Source organism: Pseudomonas sp. E1MeOHC2 (assembly GCF_058745025.1).
Window position 1 is genome coordinate 1,295,644 of record NZ_CP196675.1, and the last position, 20,125, is coordinate 1,315,768.

General features: G+C 61.6%; 16 protein-coding genes and 2 pseudogenes. 11 read left to right on the top strand and 7 right to left on the bottom strand.

Annotation, left to right across the window (positions count from 1 at the left end):
* Positions 1-164: 164 nt before the first annotated feature.
* Positions 165-1,040, bottom strand: a complete 876-nt coding sequence (gene pcaR, locus ACSSU5_RS05710) for a pca regulon transcriptional regulator PcaR (RefSeq protein WP_264311760.1) — start codon at positions 1,038-1,040, stop codon at positions 165-167.
* Positions 1,041-1,575: 535 nt separating this feature from the next.
* On the opposite strand from pcaR, the gene ACSSU5_RS05715 reads away from it, so the two are divergent.
* Positions 1,576-1,776, top strand: a complete 201-nt coding sequence (locus tag ACSSU5_RS05715) for a hypothetical protein (RefSeq protein ID WP_264311759.1) — start codon at positions 1,576-1,578, stop codon at positions 1,774-1,776.
* A gap of 313 nt (positions 1,777-2,089) precedes the next feature.
* Positions 2,090-3,562 carry an inorganic phosphate transporter gene (locus ACSSU5_RS05720; RefSeq protein ID WP_492560780.1) on the top strand — a complete coding sequence of 491 codons (1,473 nt, stop codon included), beginning with the start codon at positions 2,090-2,092 and terminating at the stop codon, positions 3,560-3,562.
* A gap of 60 nt (positions 3,563-3,622) precedes the next feature.
* On the opposite strand, the gene ACSSU5_RS05725 is transcribed toward ACSSU5_RS05720, so the two are convergent.
* Positions 3,623-5,098, bottom strand: a complete 1,476-nt coding sequence (locus ACSSU5_RS05725; RefSeq protein WP_264311757.1) for a DUF853 domain-containing protein — start codon at positions 5,096-5,098, stop codon at positions 3,623-3,625.
* A 311-nt stretch (positions 5,099-5,409) separates the two neighbouring features.
* Here ACSSU5_RS05725 and ACSSU5_RS05730 point away from each other — a divergent pair.
* The 6 genes and pseudogenes from ACSSU5_RS05730 to gpgF all read left to right on the top strand — a co-directional run.
* Positions 5,410-6,282 (top strand): annotated as a pseudogene (locus tag ACSSU5_RS05730) (cache domain-containing protein); the annotation flags it as partial.
* Between the two features lie 261 nt (positions 6,283-6,543).
* Positions 6,544-7,140: pseudogene (locus tag ACSSU5_RS05735) on the top strand (methyl-accepting chemotaxis protein); the annotation flags it as partial.
* Between the two features lie 250 nt (positions 7,141-7,390).
* A complete protein-coding gene (locus ACSSU5_RS05740) occupies positions 7,391-8,326 on the top strand; it encodes an IS110 family transposase (protein ID WP_492559492.1) in 936 nt (311 codons plus the stop codon).
* Positions 8,327-8,584: 258 nt separating this feature from the next.
* Positions 8,585-9,706: an N-acetylglucosaminyl phosphatidylglycerol synthase gene (gene gpgS, locus ACSSU5_RS05745; RefSeq protein ID WP_264311755.1), complete on the top strand. Its 1,122-nt coding sequence runs from the start codon at positions 8,585-8,587 to the stop codon at positions 9,704-9,706.
* Positions 9,699-10,463 carry an N-acetylglucosaminyl phosphatidylglycerol deacetylase gene (gpgD, locus tag ACSSU5_RS05750; RefSeq protein WP_264311754.1) on the top strand — a complete coding sequence of 255 codons (765 nt, stop codon included), beginning with the start codon at positions 9,699-9,701 and terminating at the stop codon, positions 10,461-10,463. The genes gpgS and gpgD overlap by 8 nt, the downstream gene beginning before the upstream one ends.
* The gene (gene gpgF, locus ACSSU5_RS05755) at positions 10,460-11,452 is read left to right on the top strand and encodes a glucosaminyl phosphatidylglycerol flippase (RefSeq protein WP_492560781.1); all 993 of its coding nucleotides are present in this window, start codon (positions 10,460-10,462) and stop codon (positions 11,450-11,452) included. Before gpgD ends, gpgF begins: the two co-directional genes overlap by 4 nt.
* 185 nt (positions 11,453-11,637) lie before the next feature.
* On the opposite strand, the gene purU is transcribed toward gpgF, so the two are convergent.
* Positions 11,638-12,489, bottom strand: a complete 852-nt coding sequence (gene purU, locus ACSSU5_RS05760) for a formyltetrahydrofolate deformylase (RefSeq protein WP_492560782.1) — start codon at positions 12,487-12,489, stop codon at positions 11,638-11,640.
* Between the two features lie 282 nt (positions 12,490-12,771).
* On the opposite strand from purU, the gene mvaT reads away from it, so the two are divergent.
* On the top strand, positions 12,772-13,149 hold the full coding sequence (mvaT, locus tag ACSSU5_RS05765; RefSeq protein WP_264311751.1) for a histone-like nucleoid-structuring protein MvaT: 378 nt from the start codon (positions 12,772-12,774) through the stop codon (positions 13,147-13,149).
* A gap of 70 nt (positions 13,150-13,219) precedes the next feature.
* On the opposite strand, the gene sbcB is transcribed toward mvaT, so the two are convergent.
* The 3 genes from sbcB to ACSSU5_RS05780 all read right to left on the bottom strand — a co-directional run bounded on the left by sbcB (position 13,220) and on the right by ACSSU5_RS05780 (position 15,593).
* A complete protein-coding gene (sbcB, locus tag ACSSU5_RS05770; RefSeq protein ID WP_264311750.1) occupies positions 13,220-14,656 on the bottom strand; it encodes an exodeoxyribonuclease I in 1,437 nt (478 codons plus the stop codon).
* Between the two features lie 67 nt (positions 14,657-14,723).
* The gene (locus ACSSU5_RS05775) at positions 14,724-15,083 is read right to left on the bottom strand and encodes a PilZ domain-containing protein (RefSeq protein ID WP_264313872.1); all 360 of its coding nucleotides are present in this window, start codon (positions 15,081-15,083) and stop codon (positions 14,724-14,726) included.
* Positions 15,084-15,206: 123 nt separating this feature from the next.
* Positions 15,207-15,593 (bottom strand): tetratricopeptide repeat protein, encoded by a 387-nt coding sequence (locus tag ACSSU5_RS05780; RefSeq protein ID WP_264311749.1) that lies wholly within the window; start codon positions 15,591-15,593, stop codon positions 15,207-15,209.
* A 206-nt stretch (positions 15,594-15,799) separates the two neighbouring features.
* On the opposite strand from ACSSU5_RS05780, the gene pyk reads away from it, so the two are divergent.
* Positions 15,800-17,254, top strand: a complete 1,455-nt coding sequence (gene pyk / locus ACSSU5_RS05785) for a pyruvate kinase (RefSeq protein WP_264311748.1) — start codon at positions 15,800-15,802, stop codon at positions 17,252-17,254.
* Between the two features lie 139 nt (positions 17,255-17,393).
* On the opposite strand, the gene ACSSU5_RS05790 is transcribed toward pyk, so the two are convergent.
* Entirely contained in the window at positions 17,394-18,314 is a 921-nt protein-coding gene (locus tag ACSSU5_RS05790; RefSeq protein WP_492560783.1) for an iron-sulfur-binding ferredoxin reductase, read from the bottom strand.
* A 250-nt stretch (positions 18,315-18,564) separates the two neighbouring features.
* On the opposite strand from ACSSU5_RS05790, the gene ACSSU5_RS05795 reads away from it, so the two are divergent.
* The gene (locus tag ACSSU5_RS05795) at positions 18,565-20,088 is read left to right on the top strand and encodes a fumarate hydratase (RefSeq protein ID WP_027594070.1); all 1,524 of its coding nucleotides are present in this window, start codon (positions 18,565-18,567) and stop codon (positions 20,086-20,088) included.
* Positions 20,089-20,125 lie beyond the last annotated feature (37 nt).

Sequence of the window (20,125 nt, forward strand, 5' to 3'; positions counted from 1 at the left end):
ATGTTTTTCTTGTTCGGTCGGCAAGCCGACCGTTGCGAGAGACATTAATCAGCAGACGGGGGGGACGCAATTCGCCGGGAGCGACATTGTGCGTTTATCGAACAGGAAACAGCTGAAGTGTTCGATTGTGGGGCATGGAGGGGGCGATAGACCCCCTGCACAGTTCAACCAAACAACTGATGGCAAAGATCCCGACTGGCCGCCAACAGGATCGGCAAGAACCGCTGCTCAAGTTCGCTACGTGTCACACGCCCAACATGAGTGCTGACATTCAACGCGGCAAGCACCTGCCCCGACGCGTCATAAATAGGCACGGCAATAGAACGCAGCCCTTGCTCCAGCTCCTGGTCCACCACGCACCAGCCCTGGGCACGCACTTGCTGGATGCAGGCAAACAACGATTCGGCATCATGCAAGGTCCGGCTGGTGCGCGCCTTCAGGTCTGCCCGGTCCAGGTACTCGCGCAGGCTGGTGTCATCCATCGCCGCCAGCAGGATTCGCCCCATGGACGTGCAATACGCCGGCAAACGCCCGCCAACCGACAGGTCCACCGAGATCAGCCGCTCCACTGTCGCCGATCGGGCTATATAAAGGATGTCGTCGCCTTCGAGGGTGGCCATGTTGGCCGCCTCGTGCAACTGGTCACTGATGCGGTCCAGGTACGGCTGTGCGGAAATCGCCAAAGGCGTCGACGAAAGGTAGGCATGCCCCAGGGTGAGCACCTTGGGCAACAGCGAATACGTGCGCCCGTCAGTTGTCGCATAGCCCAGCTTGATCAACGTGTGCAGGCAGCGGCGCACCGCCGCGCGCGGGATCTCGGTGCGGTGGCTGATCTGGGCGATGGTCAGGTGGCGCTTGCGCTCCTGAAACGCCTGGATCACCGCCAGCCCCCGCGCGAGCGAGGTCATGAAATCCGGGTCGCCGGTAAACGCCTGAATACGCTTGGCCGGCGATGCCACGATCGGCGGCGCCAGTGCCGGTGCGGCAGGGCGTACCGCCTCTGGGTTGGCAGATTCGTTGGCCGGTGTTTCGTCGCTCATCGCTCACCTCAAAAAAATCGCTGGTTCGTGCGATTATCGAACGAACGGCCGATAATCGCAATTGACCGCTGACACTTTTGCTTATACCTTTCTCCTGCCACTTGTGGCTTCTTTGGAGAGACTGGTCAGGTACCCACCGTAGAAGTCCCAGGCAACGGCCTCGCCTTGTGCGAGGCCGTTTTTACATCCCCTCCTCGCTACTGTGTCGCGACGAACTTTTGCCGGTCACGCCTTTCAAAGTTATACGCACGACGTGACGCGTTGCCGAATGAAACCGACAACTTCTACTGGCGCTGTCAGGCTGGGGTAAATAACCCTGTTCGAACAATTGTCGGTTGCTATAATCGATTGGGTTGAACGCCCCGATGCTGGGGTAATGGAATACACCGCTGTATCCAGCACTTACGCTCAACCCACGTCTGTACAGGCGCTGTATGGCATCCCCACTGCTTTCCAGGTGGCATCGCTGTGCGCGCTGGGGCACGCTGTACAGCAAACAACAACAGTCCTTAATTCAACTTACTCAGGTACTACTGTGACGAAAGATGAACTGCGCGTAGAACTCGAGCGCCAGGCTGAACGTTACAAGGATGTTTACGGTGGTGAAGTCACCACTTACGCAGCTCAACCGGACCCGGAACGCAAACCTTGGCGCAAGCGCGCCAGCGTGCGTGACCAGGCGTTCAACGAGGAGCTGGAAAAAATGGAAAAGGAACTGCGCAGCGACAAACCCTGAGCGCCAGGTTCCGCCTTCCGCGTCGTCGCCCGGCACGCCCGGGCGCGGTCGATCTTTACCCATCGGTCGAAGATGAAATGGAATTACACAAATTTCATACGGCCGTTTGAATTGATACATCCCCTCATACTTTGCAGAAATTTGACGATTTTCCGCATATTTTTCGCTTTTTAGCCGACATTTATTCACCCAAACGCGTAAGCATGCGCTTGAAGGTCGCAGCGTCAGGCATGCCACCGGTCTGTCGCGGGTGCATCGATTGCCAATATTTTCTGGCATAATCCCGCCCCCCTAAGACCGCCAGACAACCTTCATGATCGATTTATTCAGCGGACTGGATGCCTGGGTGTTGGTGAGCCTGCTGCTCGCCTTGACCTTCGTACTCGCCTTCGAGTTCATCAATGGCTTTCATGACACCGCTAACGCGGTAGCTACCGTCATCTATACCAAAGCCATGCCGCCGCACCTCGCCGTGTTTTTCTCCGGCGTGTTCAACTTCCTCGGCGTTCTGCTCGGTGGTGTCGGGGTGGCCTATGCCATCGTTCACCTGCTGCCGGTAGAGTTGCTGATCAATGTGAACACCGGGCACGGCCTGGCCATGGTCTTCTCGCTGCTGGCTGCAGCCATCACCTGGAACCTGGGCACCTGGTACTTCGGTATCCCGGCCTCCAGCTCGCACACGCTGATCGGCTCGATCCTCGGTGTTGGCCTGGCCAATGCCCTGATCAACGACATCCCGCTGGGCGATGGCGTCAACTGGCAGAAGGCGATCGACATCGCCATGTCGCTGGTGGTCTCGCCAATGGCAGGCTTCGCCGTCGCGGCCCTGGTGCTGATCGGCCTTAAATGGTGGCGGCCTCTGTCGAAGATGCACAAGACGCCCGAACAGCGCCGCAAGCTCGACGACAAGAAGCACCCACCCTTCTGGAACCGCCTGGTACTGGTGATTTCGGCCATGGGCGTGAGCTTCGTTCACGGCTCCAACGATGGTCAAAAAGGCATCGGCCTGATCATGCTGGTGCTGATCGGTATCGTGCCAGCCAAGTTCGTTCTCGACCTGAACAGCACCACCTATCAGATCGAGCGTACCCGCGACGCCACCCTGCACATGAGCCAGTTCTACCAGCGCAACGAAGCCACCCTGGGTGAGTTCCTGGCGCTGGGCAAGGCCAAGTCGAGCGACCTGCCAGAGCAGTTCAGTTGCAACCCGCAGCAGACCGAGCCGACCATCGCCGCACTGCAGGCCTCGCTCAAGGGCGTGACCGACTACCACACCCTGGATGCCGACAAGCGCGTGGAAGTACGCCGCTACCTGCTCTGCCTGGATGACACGGCGAAAAAGGTCGGCAAGCTGCCAGGCCTGGACGCCCGTGAAAAGGCGGACCTTGAGAAGCTGCGCAAAGACCTCACCGCCACCACCGAATATGCACCGTTTTGGGTGATCGTGGCCGTTGCCCTGGCCCTGGGCCTGGGTACCATGGTTGGCTGGAAGCGCGTGGTACTGACGGTTGGCGAGAAGATCGGCAAGCAGGGCATGACGTATGCCCAAGGCATGTCGGCGCAGATCACCGCAGCCTGCGCCATCGGCATGGCCAACGTGTTCAGCCTGCCGGTATCGACCACCCATGTGTTGTCATCCGGTGTTGCCGGTACCATGGTCGCCAACAAGAGCGGCCTGCAAGGCGGCACCGTGAAGACCATCCTGCTGGCCTGGATACTGACCCTGCCCGCCTCGATGGGCTTGGCAGCTGGCCTGTTCTGGCTGGCGTCCAAGGCGATTGGCTGAGCGATACCGCTGTAGAAAAAGGCGCCTTTGCAGGCGCCTTTTTCATAGGCCTCGATACTGCTAGCGCTTCTTGCCGCCCAACAACGACCCCATCAACCCCCGCACCAACTGCCGCCCCAACTGATTGGCAGCCTGGCGCACCGCAGACTTGATCGCCTGCCCCGCCGCACTCTGCAAAAAATCTCCGGCCTTGTCGGCAAAACTCTCTTCACCGGCCTTTGGCACCGGCGTCGGCTCGACAGGCTCACCCTTGCGCTGGGTGAGCATTTCATAGGCCGACTCACGGTCCACCGGTTTGTCATAGCGCCCGGCCAGCGGCGACAAGGCTATCAACGCGCTACGTTCAGCCACGCTCAAGGGGCCGATGCGCGATTGCGGTGGGGCGATCAGCACCCGCTGCACCATGGCGGGCGTGCCCTTTTCCTCCAGCGTGCCGACCAAGGCTTCACCGATACCCAGCTCGGTCAGCACCGCCAGGCTGTCGAACGCGGGGTTGGGGCGAAAGCCATCGGCCACGGCCCTGAGCGACTTTTGCTCTTTTGCGGTGAACGCACGCAACCCATGCTGGATGCGCAGGCCCAACTGGGCCAGCACGGCATCTGGCAGGTCACCTGGCGACTGCGTGACGAAGTAGACCCCCACGCCCTTGGAGCGAATCAGCCTTACCACCTGCTCCAGGCGGTCCTGCAATGCCTTGGGCGTGCCGTTGAACAGCAAATGCGCTTCATCGAAGAACAGCGCCAATACCGGCTTGTCGGCATCGCCACGTTCCGGCAACTGTTCGAACAATTCGGCCAACAGCCACAGCAGGAAGGTCGCATACACCTTCGGCGCCTCGTGCACCAGCCGGCTGGCATCGAGCAAATGGATACGCCCACGGCCGTCACTGCCGGGGCGCAGCAAGTCTTCTAACTGCAACGCCGGCTCACCGAACAGCGCTTCGGCGCCTTGCTGCTCAAGGGTCGCCAGGCGACGCAGCAAGGCCTGGGTGGAGGCGCTGGTCATCAGCGCGCTGTCTTCACCCAGCATTTGCGGGTTGTCCTTCAGGTGCGCCAGCAGCGCCTTGAGGTCTTTGAGGTCAAGCAGCAGCAGGCCTTCACGGTCGGCCACCTTGAACGCTGCATACAAGGCCGCCTGCTGGCTGTCGGTCAGCTCCAACAGGTTACCCAGCAGCAGCGGCCCCATTTCGCTGAGGGTCGTGCGCAAGGGGTGGCCGGACTGCCCGGCGATGTCCCACAGGCTCACCGGGTAAGCCTGGGGCGTATGCCCCAACCAGGGCATGCCGGCAATGCGCTCGGCCACCTTGCCCTGCGGCGCGCCTGCCGCCCCCAGGCCGCACAGGTCGCCTTTGACGTCGGCCGCGAATACCGCCACGCCGGCATCACTGAATACTTCGGCAAGGTGCTGCAAGGTGACGGTTTTGCCAGTGCCCGTGGCGCCAGCTACCAGCCCGTGGCGGTTGGCGAGGCGCATGGCTTGATTCACAGGCAAGCCATCAAGGCCCGCCCCTACAACAATTTGCGAAGGATCCGACATCTTCTTTCATCCTCTTCTCAAGCTTTGCCGCGTATCGGCCGATACCTCGGGGTGATATTCGCCTAGAACACAGTAACAACCCAACTAGGACTTCCCGGGATGTTGCACTGTCTTGCAGATGTATTCGTGCGAACGCCCGATAAAACCTTAGCGGAACCGATTACACCATGAGCAAAAGCCTTCGTTTCAGCCACAAGATTCTCTTGGCGGCATCACTGATCGTGATACTCGCCTTCAGCCTGTTCACCCTCTATAACGATTATCTCCAGCGTAATGCGATCAGAGAGGATCTGGAGAATTATCTGGCTGAAATGGGCGAATCCACTTCGACCAATATTCGCAACCTGTTCGAAGGGCGTATCAAGCTGGTGCAGAACCTGGCGCAGAACATTGCCCAGTCACCCAGCGACGCCGAAACCCTGATGGGGCAAAATGCGCTGCTCACAAGCTTCCTCACGGTGTACCTGGGCAAGGTCGACGGTGGCTTCAGCGTGCGCCCGGACGCCGCGATGCCCGACGGCTACGACCCACGCACCCGCCCCTGGTACAAGGACGGCATGAACGCCTCCGGCGCGACGCTGACCGAACCGTACATCGACATGACCACCAACAAGATGGTCATCGGCATCCTCAGCAAAGTGTCCAACAGTGTGGGCGTGGTCGGTGGCGACCTGGCCCTCGACGGCCTGGTTGAGATCATCAACTCGCTGAACTTCGGTGGCATGGGCTACGCGTTCCTGGTCAACGACCAAGGCAAGATCCTGGTCCACCCGGACAAGGATCTGGTGATGAAATCGCTGTCGGACTTGTTCCCGCAGCACACGCCGACACTTTCCGGTGAGCTGACTGAAGTCCAGGCTCAGGGCCAGACCCGCCTGCTGACCTTCACCCCGATCAAAGGCCTGCCGTCGGCCAACTGGTACATCGGCCTGTCGGTGGACAAGGACAAAGCCTTCTCCATGCTCAGCACCTTCCGCACCTCGGCGGTGATCGCCACGCTGGTTGCGGTGGTTATCATCATCGGCCTGCTCGGCCTGCTGATTCGTGTGCTGATGCAACCGTTGCTGACCATGACCCGCGCCATGGAAGACATCGCCGAAGGTGAAGGCGACCTGACCAAACGCTTGCGCATCCAAAACCAGGACGAATTCGGCATTCTCGGCACTGCCTTCAACCGCTTCGTCGAGCGCATCCACGGCTCGATCCGCGAAGTGTCCTCGGCCACCGAGCAGGTCAACGAAGTGGCCCTGCGTGTGATCAGCGCCTCGAACTCGTCGATGACCAACTCCGACGAGCAATCCAACCGCACCAACAGCGTCGCCGCCGCCATCAACGAGTTGGGCGCCGCTGCTCAGGAAATCGCCGGCAACGCCGCCCAAGCCTCGCAACATGCAAGCTCCGCACGCTTGCTGGCTGAAGAAGGCCAGCAGGTGGTGGAACGCAATATTGCGGCGATGAATCGCCTGTCCGACCTGATCGTCACCTCCAGCGCGCACATCGAGACGCTCAACAGCAAGACCGTCAACATCGGCCAGATTCTCGAAGTTATCACCAGCATCTCCCAGCAGACCAACCTGCTGGCCTTGAACGCGGCGATCGAAGCCGCCCGTGCCGGTGAAGCCGGGCGCGGCTTTGCGGTGGTTGCCGACGAAGTGCGCAACCTGGCGCACCGCACCCAGGAGTCGGCACAACAGGTGCAAACCATGATCGAAGAGCTGCAGGTCGGTGCCCGCGAGTCGGTCGACACCATGGGCCAGAGCCAGCGCCACAGCCAGGACAGCGTGCAGATCGCCAACCAGGCCGGCGAGCGCCTGGACAGCGTGACCGTGCGTATCGGCGAAATCGACGGCATGAACCAGTCGGTGGCCACGGCCACCGAAGAACAGACCGCCGTGGTCGAAGCGATCAACATGGATATCAATGAGATCAACATGCTCAACCAGGAAGGCGTTGAAAACCTGCAAGCCACCCTGCGCGCCTGTTCGGACCTGGAGCAACAGGCTTCGCGCCTGAAACACCTGGTGGGCAGCTTCCGTATCTGACCCCAGACCGCACCGCCTGCTTCGCGGGTGAACCCGCTTGTGTCTTGGAGAGGGAATAGAATCTGAAGTGAGAGCGGTGAATGGCAAGCTGATAGCCCGAGGTGCCCAGAGCACGTGTGGGAGCAAAAGCTGCCATTCACCGTTCCACTTTGGCGAGAGCCCGAACAGTTGGATGAGGGGCGTAATCTCGAATCACAAGCGTGGGCCAAGCCAAAGCGCTCTCACTCCTTGAGTTTAAGAGGGTTTGGCCATGTCTTCCTCTGTCGGCATCGATGTTTCCAGTGCCACACTTGCTGTTCACATCCGCCCTGAGGGGGTGAACTTCAGTGTTTCCAATGACTTGAAGGGATTCCAACTGCTCGTCGAAAAGCTTGGCGGGTATGCAGTTTCAATGGTCTTGCTCGAAGCTACCGGTGGCTACGAGTGCAATGTCCTCAAAGCGCTGCAGGATGCCGATTTTCCGGTTTGCCGGATCAATCCCAGTCGTGCCCGGGACTTTGCCAAGTCGATGGGTAAACGCGCCAAGACCGATCCCATTGACGCAGCGGTTTTGGCTCACCTGGCTGAAGTTATGCCCCCACGGCCTTGCCAGGTGATGACACCCGAGCGGGCCTTGCTGCGCGAACTGCTTATGCAGCGGGATCGCTTCGTCCAACAGCGCGACGATGACAAGCGGTGCCTGAAGCAGGCGCGGGCTCCCAGTGTTTGTTTGCGGTTGGAACAACACATCGCCTATCTGAAGGGTGAAATTCGAGCGCTGGAACAAGAGATCGCACAGCAGGCAGCAGCTTTGCCTGATGACCGGGTTAAACAGCTCACTCAAGTCAAAGGAATTGGTCTGATTACTGCCGGAAAGCTGATGGCCTTGCTGCCAGAGCTGGGCCAGGTGGATAAGAAGGAAATTGCCGCCTTGGTCGGTGTTGCGCCGTTCAACCAGGACAGCGGCAAGCAGTCGGGCAAGCGTTCAATCTGGGGGGGGCGCTCACAAGTCAGGCGGGCGCTCTATATGGCCTGCTGGGTGGTGATACGGCACAACAAGGACTTCTGCGAGCGCTACAAAGCACTGCGAGCCCAAGGGAAGTGCGCGAAAGTATCGGTGGTGGCGTGTATGCGAGTATTGATAGTGAGGCTAAATGCGATGCTCAAGACCGGAACGCCCTGGAAGGAGCAAATAGCTCATTCGTAGGAGCAAGCCTTGCTGGCGATGCCCGGCACAGCCGGGCCTGGGGCGCTACGCGCCCCATCGCCGGCAAGGCCAGCTTCCACAAGAAGACAGTTGCTCCCACACGAACGTTGTGGGAGCTGTACCTGCGAAGCAACCAACACAGCTCCGCCCCCCACCCAACCCGATCGAACAAACTATCCTTCTGGTAGGTCAACCTTTAGGCGCGTCATCGCCGGCCCCTTACAGCCGGCTGACAGACCCGAAGACGATCCCGGAGGGATGCTGATCGTGCACATCGCCGACATCACCATGTTCTACGCCCCGGCAAGCGGTGGCGTACGTACCTATCTTGATGCCAAACACCGCCGCCTCGATGCCATCCACGGCGTGCGCCACAGCCTGCTGATCCCCGGCGCCAGCGCGCAACACACCGATGGCATCTACCAGGTGCCCGCGCCTCCCCTGCCCTTCGGCAACGGCTACCGCTTCCCGGTACGCCTGGCGCCCTGGTGCAATGTGCTGCGCAGCCTCAAACCCGACCTGATCGAAGTCGGCGACCCCTATCTGACCGCCTGGGCTGCCCTGGAGGCACGCCGCCAGCTCGACGTACCGGTCATCGGCTTCTACCACTCCGACCTGCCGCTATTGGTCAGCAACCGCATGGGCAACTGGTTCACGCCCAATGTCGAGGCCTATGTCAGCAAGCTGTACGGCAACTTCGACCGGGTCCTGGCGCCCAGCCAGGTAATGGCCGACAAACTGCGCCGCCTGGGCGTGCGCGATGTGCATGTGCAGCGCCTGGGGGTGGACCTGGCCACCTTCAACCCCGACCACCGCGACCCGCACCTGCGTGCCGAACTCGGGATTGCCGACACCAGCCGCCTGCTGATCTACGCCGGCCGGGGCTCGCGGGAGAAGAACCTGCCGGTGCTGCTCGACTGCATGCAGCACCTGGGCCGCCCCTACCACCTGCTGCTGGTCGGCTCCAACATGCCGGTGAACGTGCCACAGAACGTCAGCGTGATCGACCATTTCTGCCCGCCGCAGGAAGTCGCCAGGCTGATGGCCAGTGCCGACCTGCTGGTGCACGCCGGCGACCAGGAAACCTTTGGCCTGGTCATCCTCGAAGCGATGGCCAGCGCCACGCCGGTAGTGGCTGTGCGCGCCGGCGCCTTTGGCGAGATCGTCAACGAACAGTGCGGGCGCCTGTGCCAGGCCAATGACGGGCCGGCCATGGCGCAGGCCGTGCGCCAGGTGTTCGAAGAGGGCGTGCGCGCGCTCGGCACCCAAGCCCGCCGCCATGTCGAGCAACACTACTCATGGGACAACGTGGTCGCCGGCTTGCTTCAGCATTACCAGGCCGTACTCGGCCACCAACCGCGGGTGCGCGCCCATGGCTGAAAGCACCAGCGCACCCCGCAGCCTGATGCTGGTGCTGCACGATGTCGCGCCCGAAACCTGGCCCGACTACCAACCCTTCGTCCAGGCCATCGATGAAATCGGCGGCGTGCCCATGACCTGGCTGGTGGTGCCAGACTTTCACCACCGCAACCCCCTGCAGCGCTCGCCTACCTTCTGCCGCCTGCTCGAACGGCGCCTGGCGCTGGGCGATGAGCTGGCGCTGCATGGTTTCTACCATGCCGACGACGGCTCGCCACCGCGCAGCCCCGGGGCGTTTTTCATGCGCCGCATCTATACCCACGAAGGCGAATTCTACGGGCTTGATAAGCAGCAGGCGCTGCAACGCCTGGAGCAAGGCCTGGCAGTGTTTGACCGACAAGGTTGGCCGGTCGCGGGCTTCGTCGCCCCAGCCTGGCTGATGAGCCAAGGCACCCGCCAGGCACTGCGCCAGCTTCCGCTGCGCTACACCAGCACCCCGCAGCACCTGTATCGCCTGCCGGACTTTACCGCCATCGAAGCGCCTGGCCTGGTGTGGAGCGCACGCAGCGCCTGGCGCCGAGGCTTATCGCGGTTGCTGTGCGACTGGCAATGCCGGCGCTGGCGTGAAGCGGGCACCGTGCGCCTGGGCCTGCACCCGGTGGACATGCGCCACCGCACCTCCCGCGAGTACTGGCTACAGACCTTGCGCACGCTGCTGGCACAGGGCCGCGTGCCGTTGACCAAGTCCGCCTGGCTGGACCGCCAGGCCAGCGCATGAACCGCCTGGGCTGGCTGGCACTGGCTTTGCTGGGCGCCGTGCTGGTGCCAATCGTGCTGGGCGGTAGTGACCTGCTGCCAAGGCTTCAGCGCTTCGACCCAGGCTTGCTGCTGACGCTGCTGGGCATGATCCTGCTGTGCTGGGTGATAAATGCCATTCGCCTGCGCCTGCTGCTCGGCCAGCAGGGCGCGCAGCTTCGGTACTTGCGCAGCCTCAGCGTGGTCATGGCCACTGAGTTCGCCATCTGCACCACCCCAGGCGGCAGCGGCGGCCCGCTGACCCTCATGGCCCTGCTGGCGCGCGACCGCATTGGCCCAGCGCGCAGTGGCGCAGTATTTGCCATGGACCAACTGAACGACCTGGTTTTTTTCTTCTGCGCGATGCTGGCGATTGCCGGCTATGCGTTGTTCCACAGCCTGGGGCACAGCCAGCAAAGCATGCTGCTGGGCAGCTCACTGCTGCTGTGTTCGGCATTGATCGCGGTACTGGGGTTGCTGCGCTACCGGCGCGGGATGATGCGTTTCAATGGCCGTCTGTTACAGCGCCTGGGCATGCCTGAATGCCGTAAACGCCGCTGGGCGCGCAAGGTACTGCACTTCATCGATGCCCTGGCGCAGACCTGGCGCCTGCCCAAACGCACGTTGGCACTGGTGTTCACCCTGACCTGCCTGCATTGGGGCCTGCGCTACAGCGTGCTGTACCTGGTGCTGAAGGGTTTGGGCGTGGAGCTGTCGTGGATCCCCAGCTTTCTGGTGCAGATGCTCTCGCTCAGCGCCGGGCAGTTCAGCCTGCTGCCAGGTGGCGCGGGCGCTGCCGAGCTGACATCGGCAAGCCTGCTGACGCCCATGGTGGGCAGTTCGACAGCGGCCGCAGCGATCGTGATCTGGCGCGCGGTCACTTACTACTTTTATCTGCTGGCAGGTGGGCCGGTGTTCGTTTGCCTGCTGGCGCGCCCGCTGCTGGAGCGCTGGCGGCGTCAGGCGGGTTGAGCTGTTGCCAGAGGTCGGCAGCGCCGGGGAAGTCGGTGCCGTCGGCGTCGCTCAGGGCCTCTGGGTCATAGCGGGCCAGGCAGCCTTCGCCGAGGGTTGGCGGTGCTGAGGCGGTGGGCTTGTTGCGCGAGTTTGCCATCCAACACTCCCAAGGCTTGGGGCTGCGGCGCAGCCCCGGGTCCCTATCAGTCGAACACCACAGTCTTGTTGCCATGCACCAGCACGCGGTCTTCGAGGTGATAACGCAGGCCGCGGGCCAGCACCATCTTCTCGACATCACGGCCGAAGCGCACCATGTCTTCGATGCTGTCGGCATGGCTGACACGCACCACGTCCTGCTCGATGATCGGGCCGGCGTCCAGCTCTTCGGTCACGTAGTGGCACGTTGCACCGATCAGCTTCACGCCACGCAGGGCCGCTTGATGGTAGGGCTTGGCACCGACGAACGAGGGCAGGAAGCTGTGGTGGATGTTGATCACTTTTTCAGCGTAGTCCTGGCACAGCTGCGGCGGCAGGATTTGCATGTAGCGGGCCAGTACCACCACATCGGCGGCGTGCTCCTGGACCAGGCGCGACACTTCGGCGAAGGCTGGCGCCTTGTCCTTGGGGTCGACCGGCACATGGAAGAACGGAATGCCGTGCCACTCGACCATGCTGCGCAGGTCGTTGTGGTTGGAAACGACGCACGGGATGTCGCACTCCAGCTCGTCGGTGTGCCAGCGGTGCAGCAGGTCGGCCAGGCAGTGGGATTCGCGACTGGCCATCAACACCACGCGCTTCTTCTGCGCCGAGTCGGTCACACGCCAGGTCATGGAGAACTCTTCAGCGATCGGCGCGAACGCCTCGCGGAATGCCTCGATACCGAATGGCAAGGATTCGGCACGGATTTCATGACGCATGAAGAACCAACCACTCTGTTCATCGGAGTGGTGGCTGGCTTCGTTGATCCAGCCATTGTACAAGGCCAGGAAATTACTGACTTTCGCCACGATGCCAACACGGTCGGGGCAGGCGATCACCAGACGATAGGTGCGCATGAATGAGACTCCAGAACTTCGCAAAGGCGCTCATTCTAGCGGCCCGCCAGAAAAAACGCAGTATGGATTGCACCACGCGCGCTGTGTGCACCTGTCGGCACACAACGCGAGCACCGTGCATAGCCATGACAAAATGCAGGGCTTATGTAAATTTTTGTTCACGCGGAGAAATGTTGTCACAGCTTAATTAACAGTTAATTGCCGATTTGTATGTTTACTTGCGAGTATCGCCTGTCTATTATTGGCCCACACATTTCTGAACACGTATTTAAGGAACACTCCATGTCCCTGATTAACGAGTACCGCGCCACCGAAGAAGCCATCAAAGAACTTCAGGCCCGCCTGGCCAACCTGTCCCAGGATGACAAGCTGAAGCAAGAGCTGGAGTTCGAAGGCAAACTGCGCACGCTGATGGGCGAGTACTCCAAGTCGCTGCGTGATGTCATTGCCCTGCTCGACCCAGAGTCTAAACTGAGCAAAGCGCCACGTGGCGCGGTCAAGGCCACCGCCACTAAACGTGCGCGCAAGGTCAAGCAATACAAGAACCCGCACAATGGTGAAGTGATCGAAACCAAAGGCGGCAACCACAAGACCCTGAAAGAATGGAAAGCCAAGTGGGGTGGTGACGTGGTTGAAAGCTGGGCGACCCTGCTGGACTGATTGTCCGCACGCTCACTTTGCTTAACGCAACAAAAACGCCGGCTCAATGCCGGCGTTTTTGTTTTCCCGCTCACGGCACAATTGCAAATTGTGTCTGCAGTTTACGGGCGTGTTCCTGCCAGGCGTCCAGTACCCGACGCCCCGCTTCGTCAGCGCTCTCCCACGCACGTTGCCGCGCCTGCTCGAAATCACCCAGGGTATTCGGCGCGCCCCATTGCGGGTCACTCAGGCGTTGCTGGCAGAAGCCATACCAGCGCTGACGCTCTTCACTGTTCAAGGTTTCAGGGAAGTTACGTGCCCGATAACGGAACAATAGTTCAGGCATCCGCGGGTCATCGAACATCCAGTGCCCATGGCCCAACTGCGCGGGTTCCAGCGTACGAACTTGCTCGCACAATCGGCGATCACGATCCCCCAGAAAACCGTCATACAACTGTTGTTCAGGATCTTCACTCGGCGTGAAGTCATCCTTGCCGTAGATGTGTTCCAGCTTGTCTTGCCATTGCGCCTGTTGATTGGCCAGCTGTTCACCGCGCAATTGTAACAACGTCAAGTCCACGCCCAGGCGTTGTTGGTCGGCCGGGCGCAATACCGAGAGGGGCGCCAGCACCGGGCAACGATTGATCTGCACCAATTTAAGCGGAACGGGTAAATCACCTTCGGCCAGGTCTTCATGGCGGGTATACAAACGCTGGCGAAGTACTTCGGCACTTTCCCGCAATAACGGTAGGGTTTCCTGATGCAGGTCGCAGACAATCAGGGCATTGCGATTGCGCGGGTGCCACGCCAACGGCAGGACCACCCCCAGGTAATTACGTGCCGCCGAAAAACGCCCTGAAATATGTACCAGCGGCTGCAACAAACGGATCTGCTCCATCACTTTATGTTTGCTGCGCAGCTGGAACAGCCACTCATACAACTTTGGCTGTTTCTGCCGAATCAAGCGCGCCAGGGCAATCGTGGCCCGCACGTCGGAAAGTGCTTCGTGGGCATGGCCATGGTCGATGCCATTGGCTTGACTGAGCAGTTCCAGGCGCAGGCTGGTGCGTCCATCCTGCTGCGGCCATTCGATGCCTTCAGGACGCAGGGCATAAGCGGTGCGCACGATGTCGATCAAATCCCAGCGGCTGTTGCCACCCTGCCACTCACGGGCGTAGGGGTCGAAGAAGTTGCGATAAAGGCTGTAACGCGTCACTTCGTCGTCGAAGCGCAGGGTGTTGTAGCCGGCACCACAGGTGCCAGGGCGCGCCAGTTGCTCGTGCACTCGGGTCATGAACTCGGCTTCGCACAGGCCTTGGGTTGCCAGTTGTTGCGGGGTGATACCGGTGACCAGGCAGGCGGCCGGATGCGGCAGAATGTCGTCGGAAGGGCGGCAGTAGAGGCTGATCGGTTCTTCGATCTCGTTGAGGTCGAAGTCGGTGCGCACACCGGCCACCTGCAGCGGCCGGTCGCAGCGCGGGTTGATGCCGGTGGTTTCGTAGTCGTGCCAGAAAATGCTGGAGCTCACGGGGTCGTCCTGTATCGAGGTCGACCCGATTCTAGCGCGATTCTGGCGAGCCAAGGCTCACAGGGGCTCAGGCAGAAGCGTTGGCGGGGCGGAAACTGAAATAGTCGCGCAACGAGCGAACGAATTCGTCGTACTCGCGAGGCACCTGCAGCAACATGAAGCCCGAATCGTAGTGGCCGGGCGTTTGGTCTTCGCGGCACCACAGACAACTGGCGGTGAGGTTGATGAACTGATGCCCACCACCGGCCAGCGGCAAGCGCAACTGCAGCTCGTAATCGGGCCCGACCAGCACCGGCAGCTGGCTGATCAGCATCAGTCCGTCTTCGGAGGCATTACCCAGCTGGCCGATCGCCTGATCGGTAAAACGGTTGAAGACCTTGAGAACGCAAGGCAACTGATGGCGTTCGATATGCCGCTTGTTGAACATGATCACAAGTGCAGTCCGTACCCGATGCCAGGAATACGAGGTACTGGCGGTTGTTGTAACAGCTGAGTTACAGATTAGCGCAGCGCGCACGGTAAATCCCGAAAAATAAATCACACCTTGGTGTTAACGCCAAGGTGTAGCCTGTACCGGGTTGGCCACGGCGGCCTCGGCCCCACGGTAATGGCCGAGCTTCTCGAGCGTCTGCAGGCGGGCCTGGGCGCGGTAGGCATATTCGTTACCCGGGTACGCCTGAATCATGTACTCGTAGGTCTGCGCGGCATCCACGAAAAGCTTCTGCCGCTCCAGGCACTGGCCACGCAACAGCGACACCTCAGGGTGGACGAACGGTCGCGTGCGGCTGGTGCGGTCGACCTGCGACAATTCCAGCATCACCCGCTGGCAGTCGCCGCGGTCGTAGGCACGGTAGGCATTGTTCAAGTGGTGGTCCATGGACCAGCGGGTGCAGCCGACGGCGCTGGCCGCCAAGGCTAAAACGATCAGGGCTCGCATGAGGGGTCTCCTTTAATAGGCAGTGTATCGGCCTGCCGGGATATTTCTTCAGCCTCAAGCGGCAAGCGACAGACATGCGCTTGTAGCTTGCCGCTTGTAACTTGCAGCTGCCCTATCTGCCTTGGTCGCAGGTAGTGCAACGGAACAATGACTACAGCGAGATTCAGGAGTAGCCTTTCGCTGCGCTTCACTATAGGAGTCTGTGCATGACCATCCGCCGTACCAAAATCGTCGCCACCCTTGGCCCCGCCAGCAACTCGCCGGAAGTGATCGAACAACTGATCCTTGCCGGCCTGGACGTGGCACGTCTGAACTTCTCCCACGGCACGCCGGACGAGCACAAGGCGCGCGCTCGCCTGATCCGTGACATCGCCGCCAAAAACGGCCGCCATGTCGCACTGCTGGGCGACCTGCAAGGTCCGAAGATCCGCATCGCCAAGTTCAGCAACAAGCGCATCGAACTGAAGATCGGTGACAAGTTCACCTTCTCCACCGCCCACCCGCTGACCGAAGGCAACCAGGACATCGTCGGTATCGACTATCCCGACCTGGTCAAGGACTGCGGCGTCGGTGACGAACTGCTGCTCGACGACGGCCGTGTGGTCATGCGCGTCGAGACCGCCACCGCTGATGCACTGCACTGCGTGGTGATCATCGGTGGCCCGCTGTCGGACCACAAAGGCATCAACCGCAAAGGTGGCGGCCTGACCGCGCCGGCCCTGACCGAAAAAGACAAGGCCGACATCAAGCTGGCTGCGGAAATGGACCTGGACTACCTGGCCGTGTCCTTCCCGCGTGACGCCAGCGACATGGAGTATGCCCGCAAGCTGCGTGACGAGGCCGGCGGCAGCGCCTGGCTGGTGGCCAAGATCGAGCGCGCCGAAGCCGTTGCCGACGACGAAACCCTCGACAAGCTGATCGCCGCCTCCGACGCCGTCATGGTTGCCCGTGGTGACCTGGGCGTGGAAATCGGCGACGCCGAGCTGATCGGCATTCAGAAGAAGATCATCCAGCACGCCCGCCGCAACAACAAAGCGGTGATCGTGGCGACCCAGATGATGGAGTCGATGATCCAGAACCCGATGCCAACCCGCGCCGAAGTGTCCGACGTGGCCAACGCCGTGCTGGACAACACCGACGCGGTAATGCTCTCGGCCGAAAGTGCCGCCGGTTCCTACCCGATCGAAGCCGTCCAGGCCATGGCGCGGATCTGCCAGGGTGCCGAAAAGCACCCGACCAACCAGAAGTCCAGCCACCGCCTGCACACCACCTTCGAGCGTTGCGACGAAAGCATCGCCCTGGCGGCCATGTACACCGCCAACCACTTCCCCGGCGTCAAGGCGATCATCGCCCTCACCGAGAGTGGCTACACCCCGCTGATCATGTCGCGCCTGCGTTCGCACGTGCCGATCTTCGCCCTGTCGCCGCACCGCGCTACCCAGGCTCGCGCCTCGATGTTCCGCGGTGTCTACCCGATCGCCTTCGACCCAGCTTCGCTGCCGGCCGACAAGGTGAGCCAGGCGGCGGTCGACGAGCTGCTCAAGCGTGGTCTGGTGCAACAGGGTGACTGGGTGATCCTGACCAAAGGCGACAGCTACCACACCATCGGTGGCACCAACGGCATGAAGATCCTGCATGTCGGTGATCCGCTGGTCGGCTGATAGCCTGCAAAAGGGCCGCTCTGCGGCCCGTTCGCGGGGCAAGCCCGCTCCCACAGTACCCCGCTGAACTCAAGGCAGTAAGGTCTCTGTGGGAGCGGGCTTGCCCCGCGAAAGGGCCAGCATAGGCGCCCAAAATTCCTCAGGCATGCTCGACAAACACATCGGCAAACACCTGATTCCTCGGCACCCCTGCTATGAACAGCCGCCGTGCAAAGCGCTCCACACTCCCCGGCGAGCCACACACCAGCGCGAGGGTCTGCCGCGATGACGGCCGCAACCCCGCCAGCGCTTCATCCAGCTGATCCGTCAGCACCAGCTCGACGTTCACCCCTTCGATTTGCAGCAACGGCTCGGCCAGGTAATGCCCGGCGTGGTCATGCGCCACATGCATCACCCGGATCTCACCTCGATGCCCCTGCCGCAAAGCCTCCCGCATAAGCCCCCACAGCGGTGCCAGCCCCGTCCCCGCCGCCAACAGCCAGAGCGGACGCTCCTGCCAGTCCGGGTCATAATGCAACGCCCCACCCCTGAGCTCGCCCAGGCGCAGTTCATCGCCAACCTGCAACGCCCGCGCCTTGTCACAAAAGGCCCCTGGCCGCTGGCAATCGATATGAAACTCCAGGCAGTCATCCTCACCCGGCAGGCTCGCCAAGGAGTAAGGCCGCGCTATCGAGCCACTCCACAGCACCACATGCTGACCGGCCTGGTAACGCAACGCGCGCTCAGGCCGCAGGCGCAAGCGCAACACATCGCCAAACCAGTCCAGTTCACACGCCTTCGCGGGGATACCTTCCTGCAGGGGGTCGAACAGCGCCACGCGCAGGTCATCCACCACCCGACACTGGCAGGCCAGGCGCCATCCCTGTGCGTGTTTCTCCAGCGCCAATGCCTCGGGCAAGGCATCCGCCGGCTGCCCGTCCAGGCAATGCACCAGGCAGGCATGGCAACTGCCTGCACGGCAGCTGTAGGGCACATTCAAGCCCGCCTCGTTCAAGGCATCGAGCAGGTTACTGCCGGTGGGCACCGTCCAGCGGCGCTCGCCCACACAGAGTTCAGGCATGGTCATCATTTCTCCGGGTACACATCGCCACTCTAAGGCAAGCCGCCATTGGCAGCAAAAAGGATGCCCACCACCCAGCCGACCATGGTCCAGACCACACGCAGGTGTTTCGCACGGTGAGGCGCGCTATACTGCCGCGCCTTTTTACGTCGGCCTGACCTGCCGACGCCTTGCCAGGCGTTTCGACACACCGGTGTGCAGTGTCGAAGGGCCTTTACGAATGTTCCCGTCTTTAAGAGGAGCGCGCTGCATGACCGTGATCAAGCAAGACGACCTGATTCAGAGCGTCGCCGACGCCCTGCAATTCATTTCGTACTACCACCCCGTCGATTTCATCCAGGCGATGCACGAGGCCTACCTGCGTGAAGAGTCGCCTGCCGCGCGCGACTCCATCGCCCAGATCCTGATCAACTCGCGCATGTGCGCCACCGGCCACCGCCCGATCTGCCAGGACACCGGTATCGTCACCGTGTTCGTGCGCGTCGGCATGGACGTGCGCTGGGACGGCGCCACCCTGAGCGTCGACGACATGATCAACGAAGGTGTGCGTCGCGCCTACAACCTGCCTGAGAACGTCCTGCGCGCCTCGATCCTGGCCGACCCGGCCGGTGCTCGCAAGAACACCAAAGACAACACCCCGGCCGTCATCCACTACTCGATCGTCCCTGGCGACAAGGTCGAAGTCGATGTCGCAGCCAAAGGCGGCGGTTCGGAAAACAAGTCGAAGATGGCCATGCTCAACCCGTCCGACTCGATCGTCGACTGGGTACTGAAGACCGTTCCGACCATGGGTGCTGGCTGGTGCCCACCTGGCATGCTCGGCATCGGCATCGGCGGTACCGCCGAAAAAGCCGCGGTCATGGCCAAGGAAGTGTTGATGGAGTCCATCGACATCCATGAGCTGAAAGCCCGTGGCCCGCAAAACCGTATCGAAGAGATCCGCCTGGAGCTGTTCGAGAAGGTCAACCAGCTGGGCATCGGTGCCCAGGGCCTGGGCGGCCTGACCACCGTGCTCGACGTCAAGATCATGGACTACCCGACCCACGCCGCCTCGCTGCCGGTGTGCATGATCCCGAACTGCGCCGCCACCCGTCACGCGCACTTCGTGCTCGACGGCTCCGGCCCGGCCGAGCTGGAAGCGCCGTCGCTGGACGCCTACCCGGAAATCGTCTGGGAAGCTGGCCCAAGCGCCCGCCGCGTCAACCTTGACGACATCACTCCGGAAGAAGTCGCCAGCTGGAAGCCGGGCGAGACCATCCTGCTCAACGGCAAGATGCTCACCGGCCGCGACGCCGCGCACAAGCGCATGGTCGAGATGCTCAACCGTGGTGAAGAGCTGCCGGTCGATCTGAAGGGCCGCTTCATCTACTACGTCGGCCCGGTTGACCCGGTCGGTGACGAAGTGGTTGGCCCAGCCGGCCCGACCACCGCCACCCGCATGGACAAGTTCACCCGCCAGATCCTCGAACAGACCGGCCTGCTGGGCATGATCGGCAAGTCCGAACGTGGCCCGACCGCCATCGAAGCGATCAAGGACAACAAGGCCGTGTACCTGATGGCCGTCGGCGGCGCCGCTTACCTGGTGGCCCAGGCAATCCGCAAGTCGAAGGTCCTGGCCTTCGCCGAGCTGGGCATGGAAGCGATCTACGAGTTCGATGTGAAAGACATGCCGGTCACCGTCGCGGTGGACAGCAACGGTGAGTCGGTGCACATCACAGGCCCCGCGCTGTGGCAGAGCAAGATTGCCGAAAGCCTGGCTGTTGAAGTGAAGTAATTCACCTCTGGCCTGATCGAAAACGCCCGGCAGATGC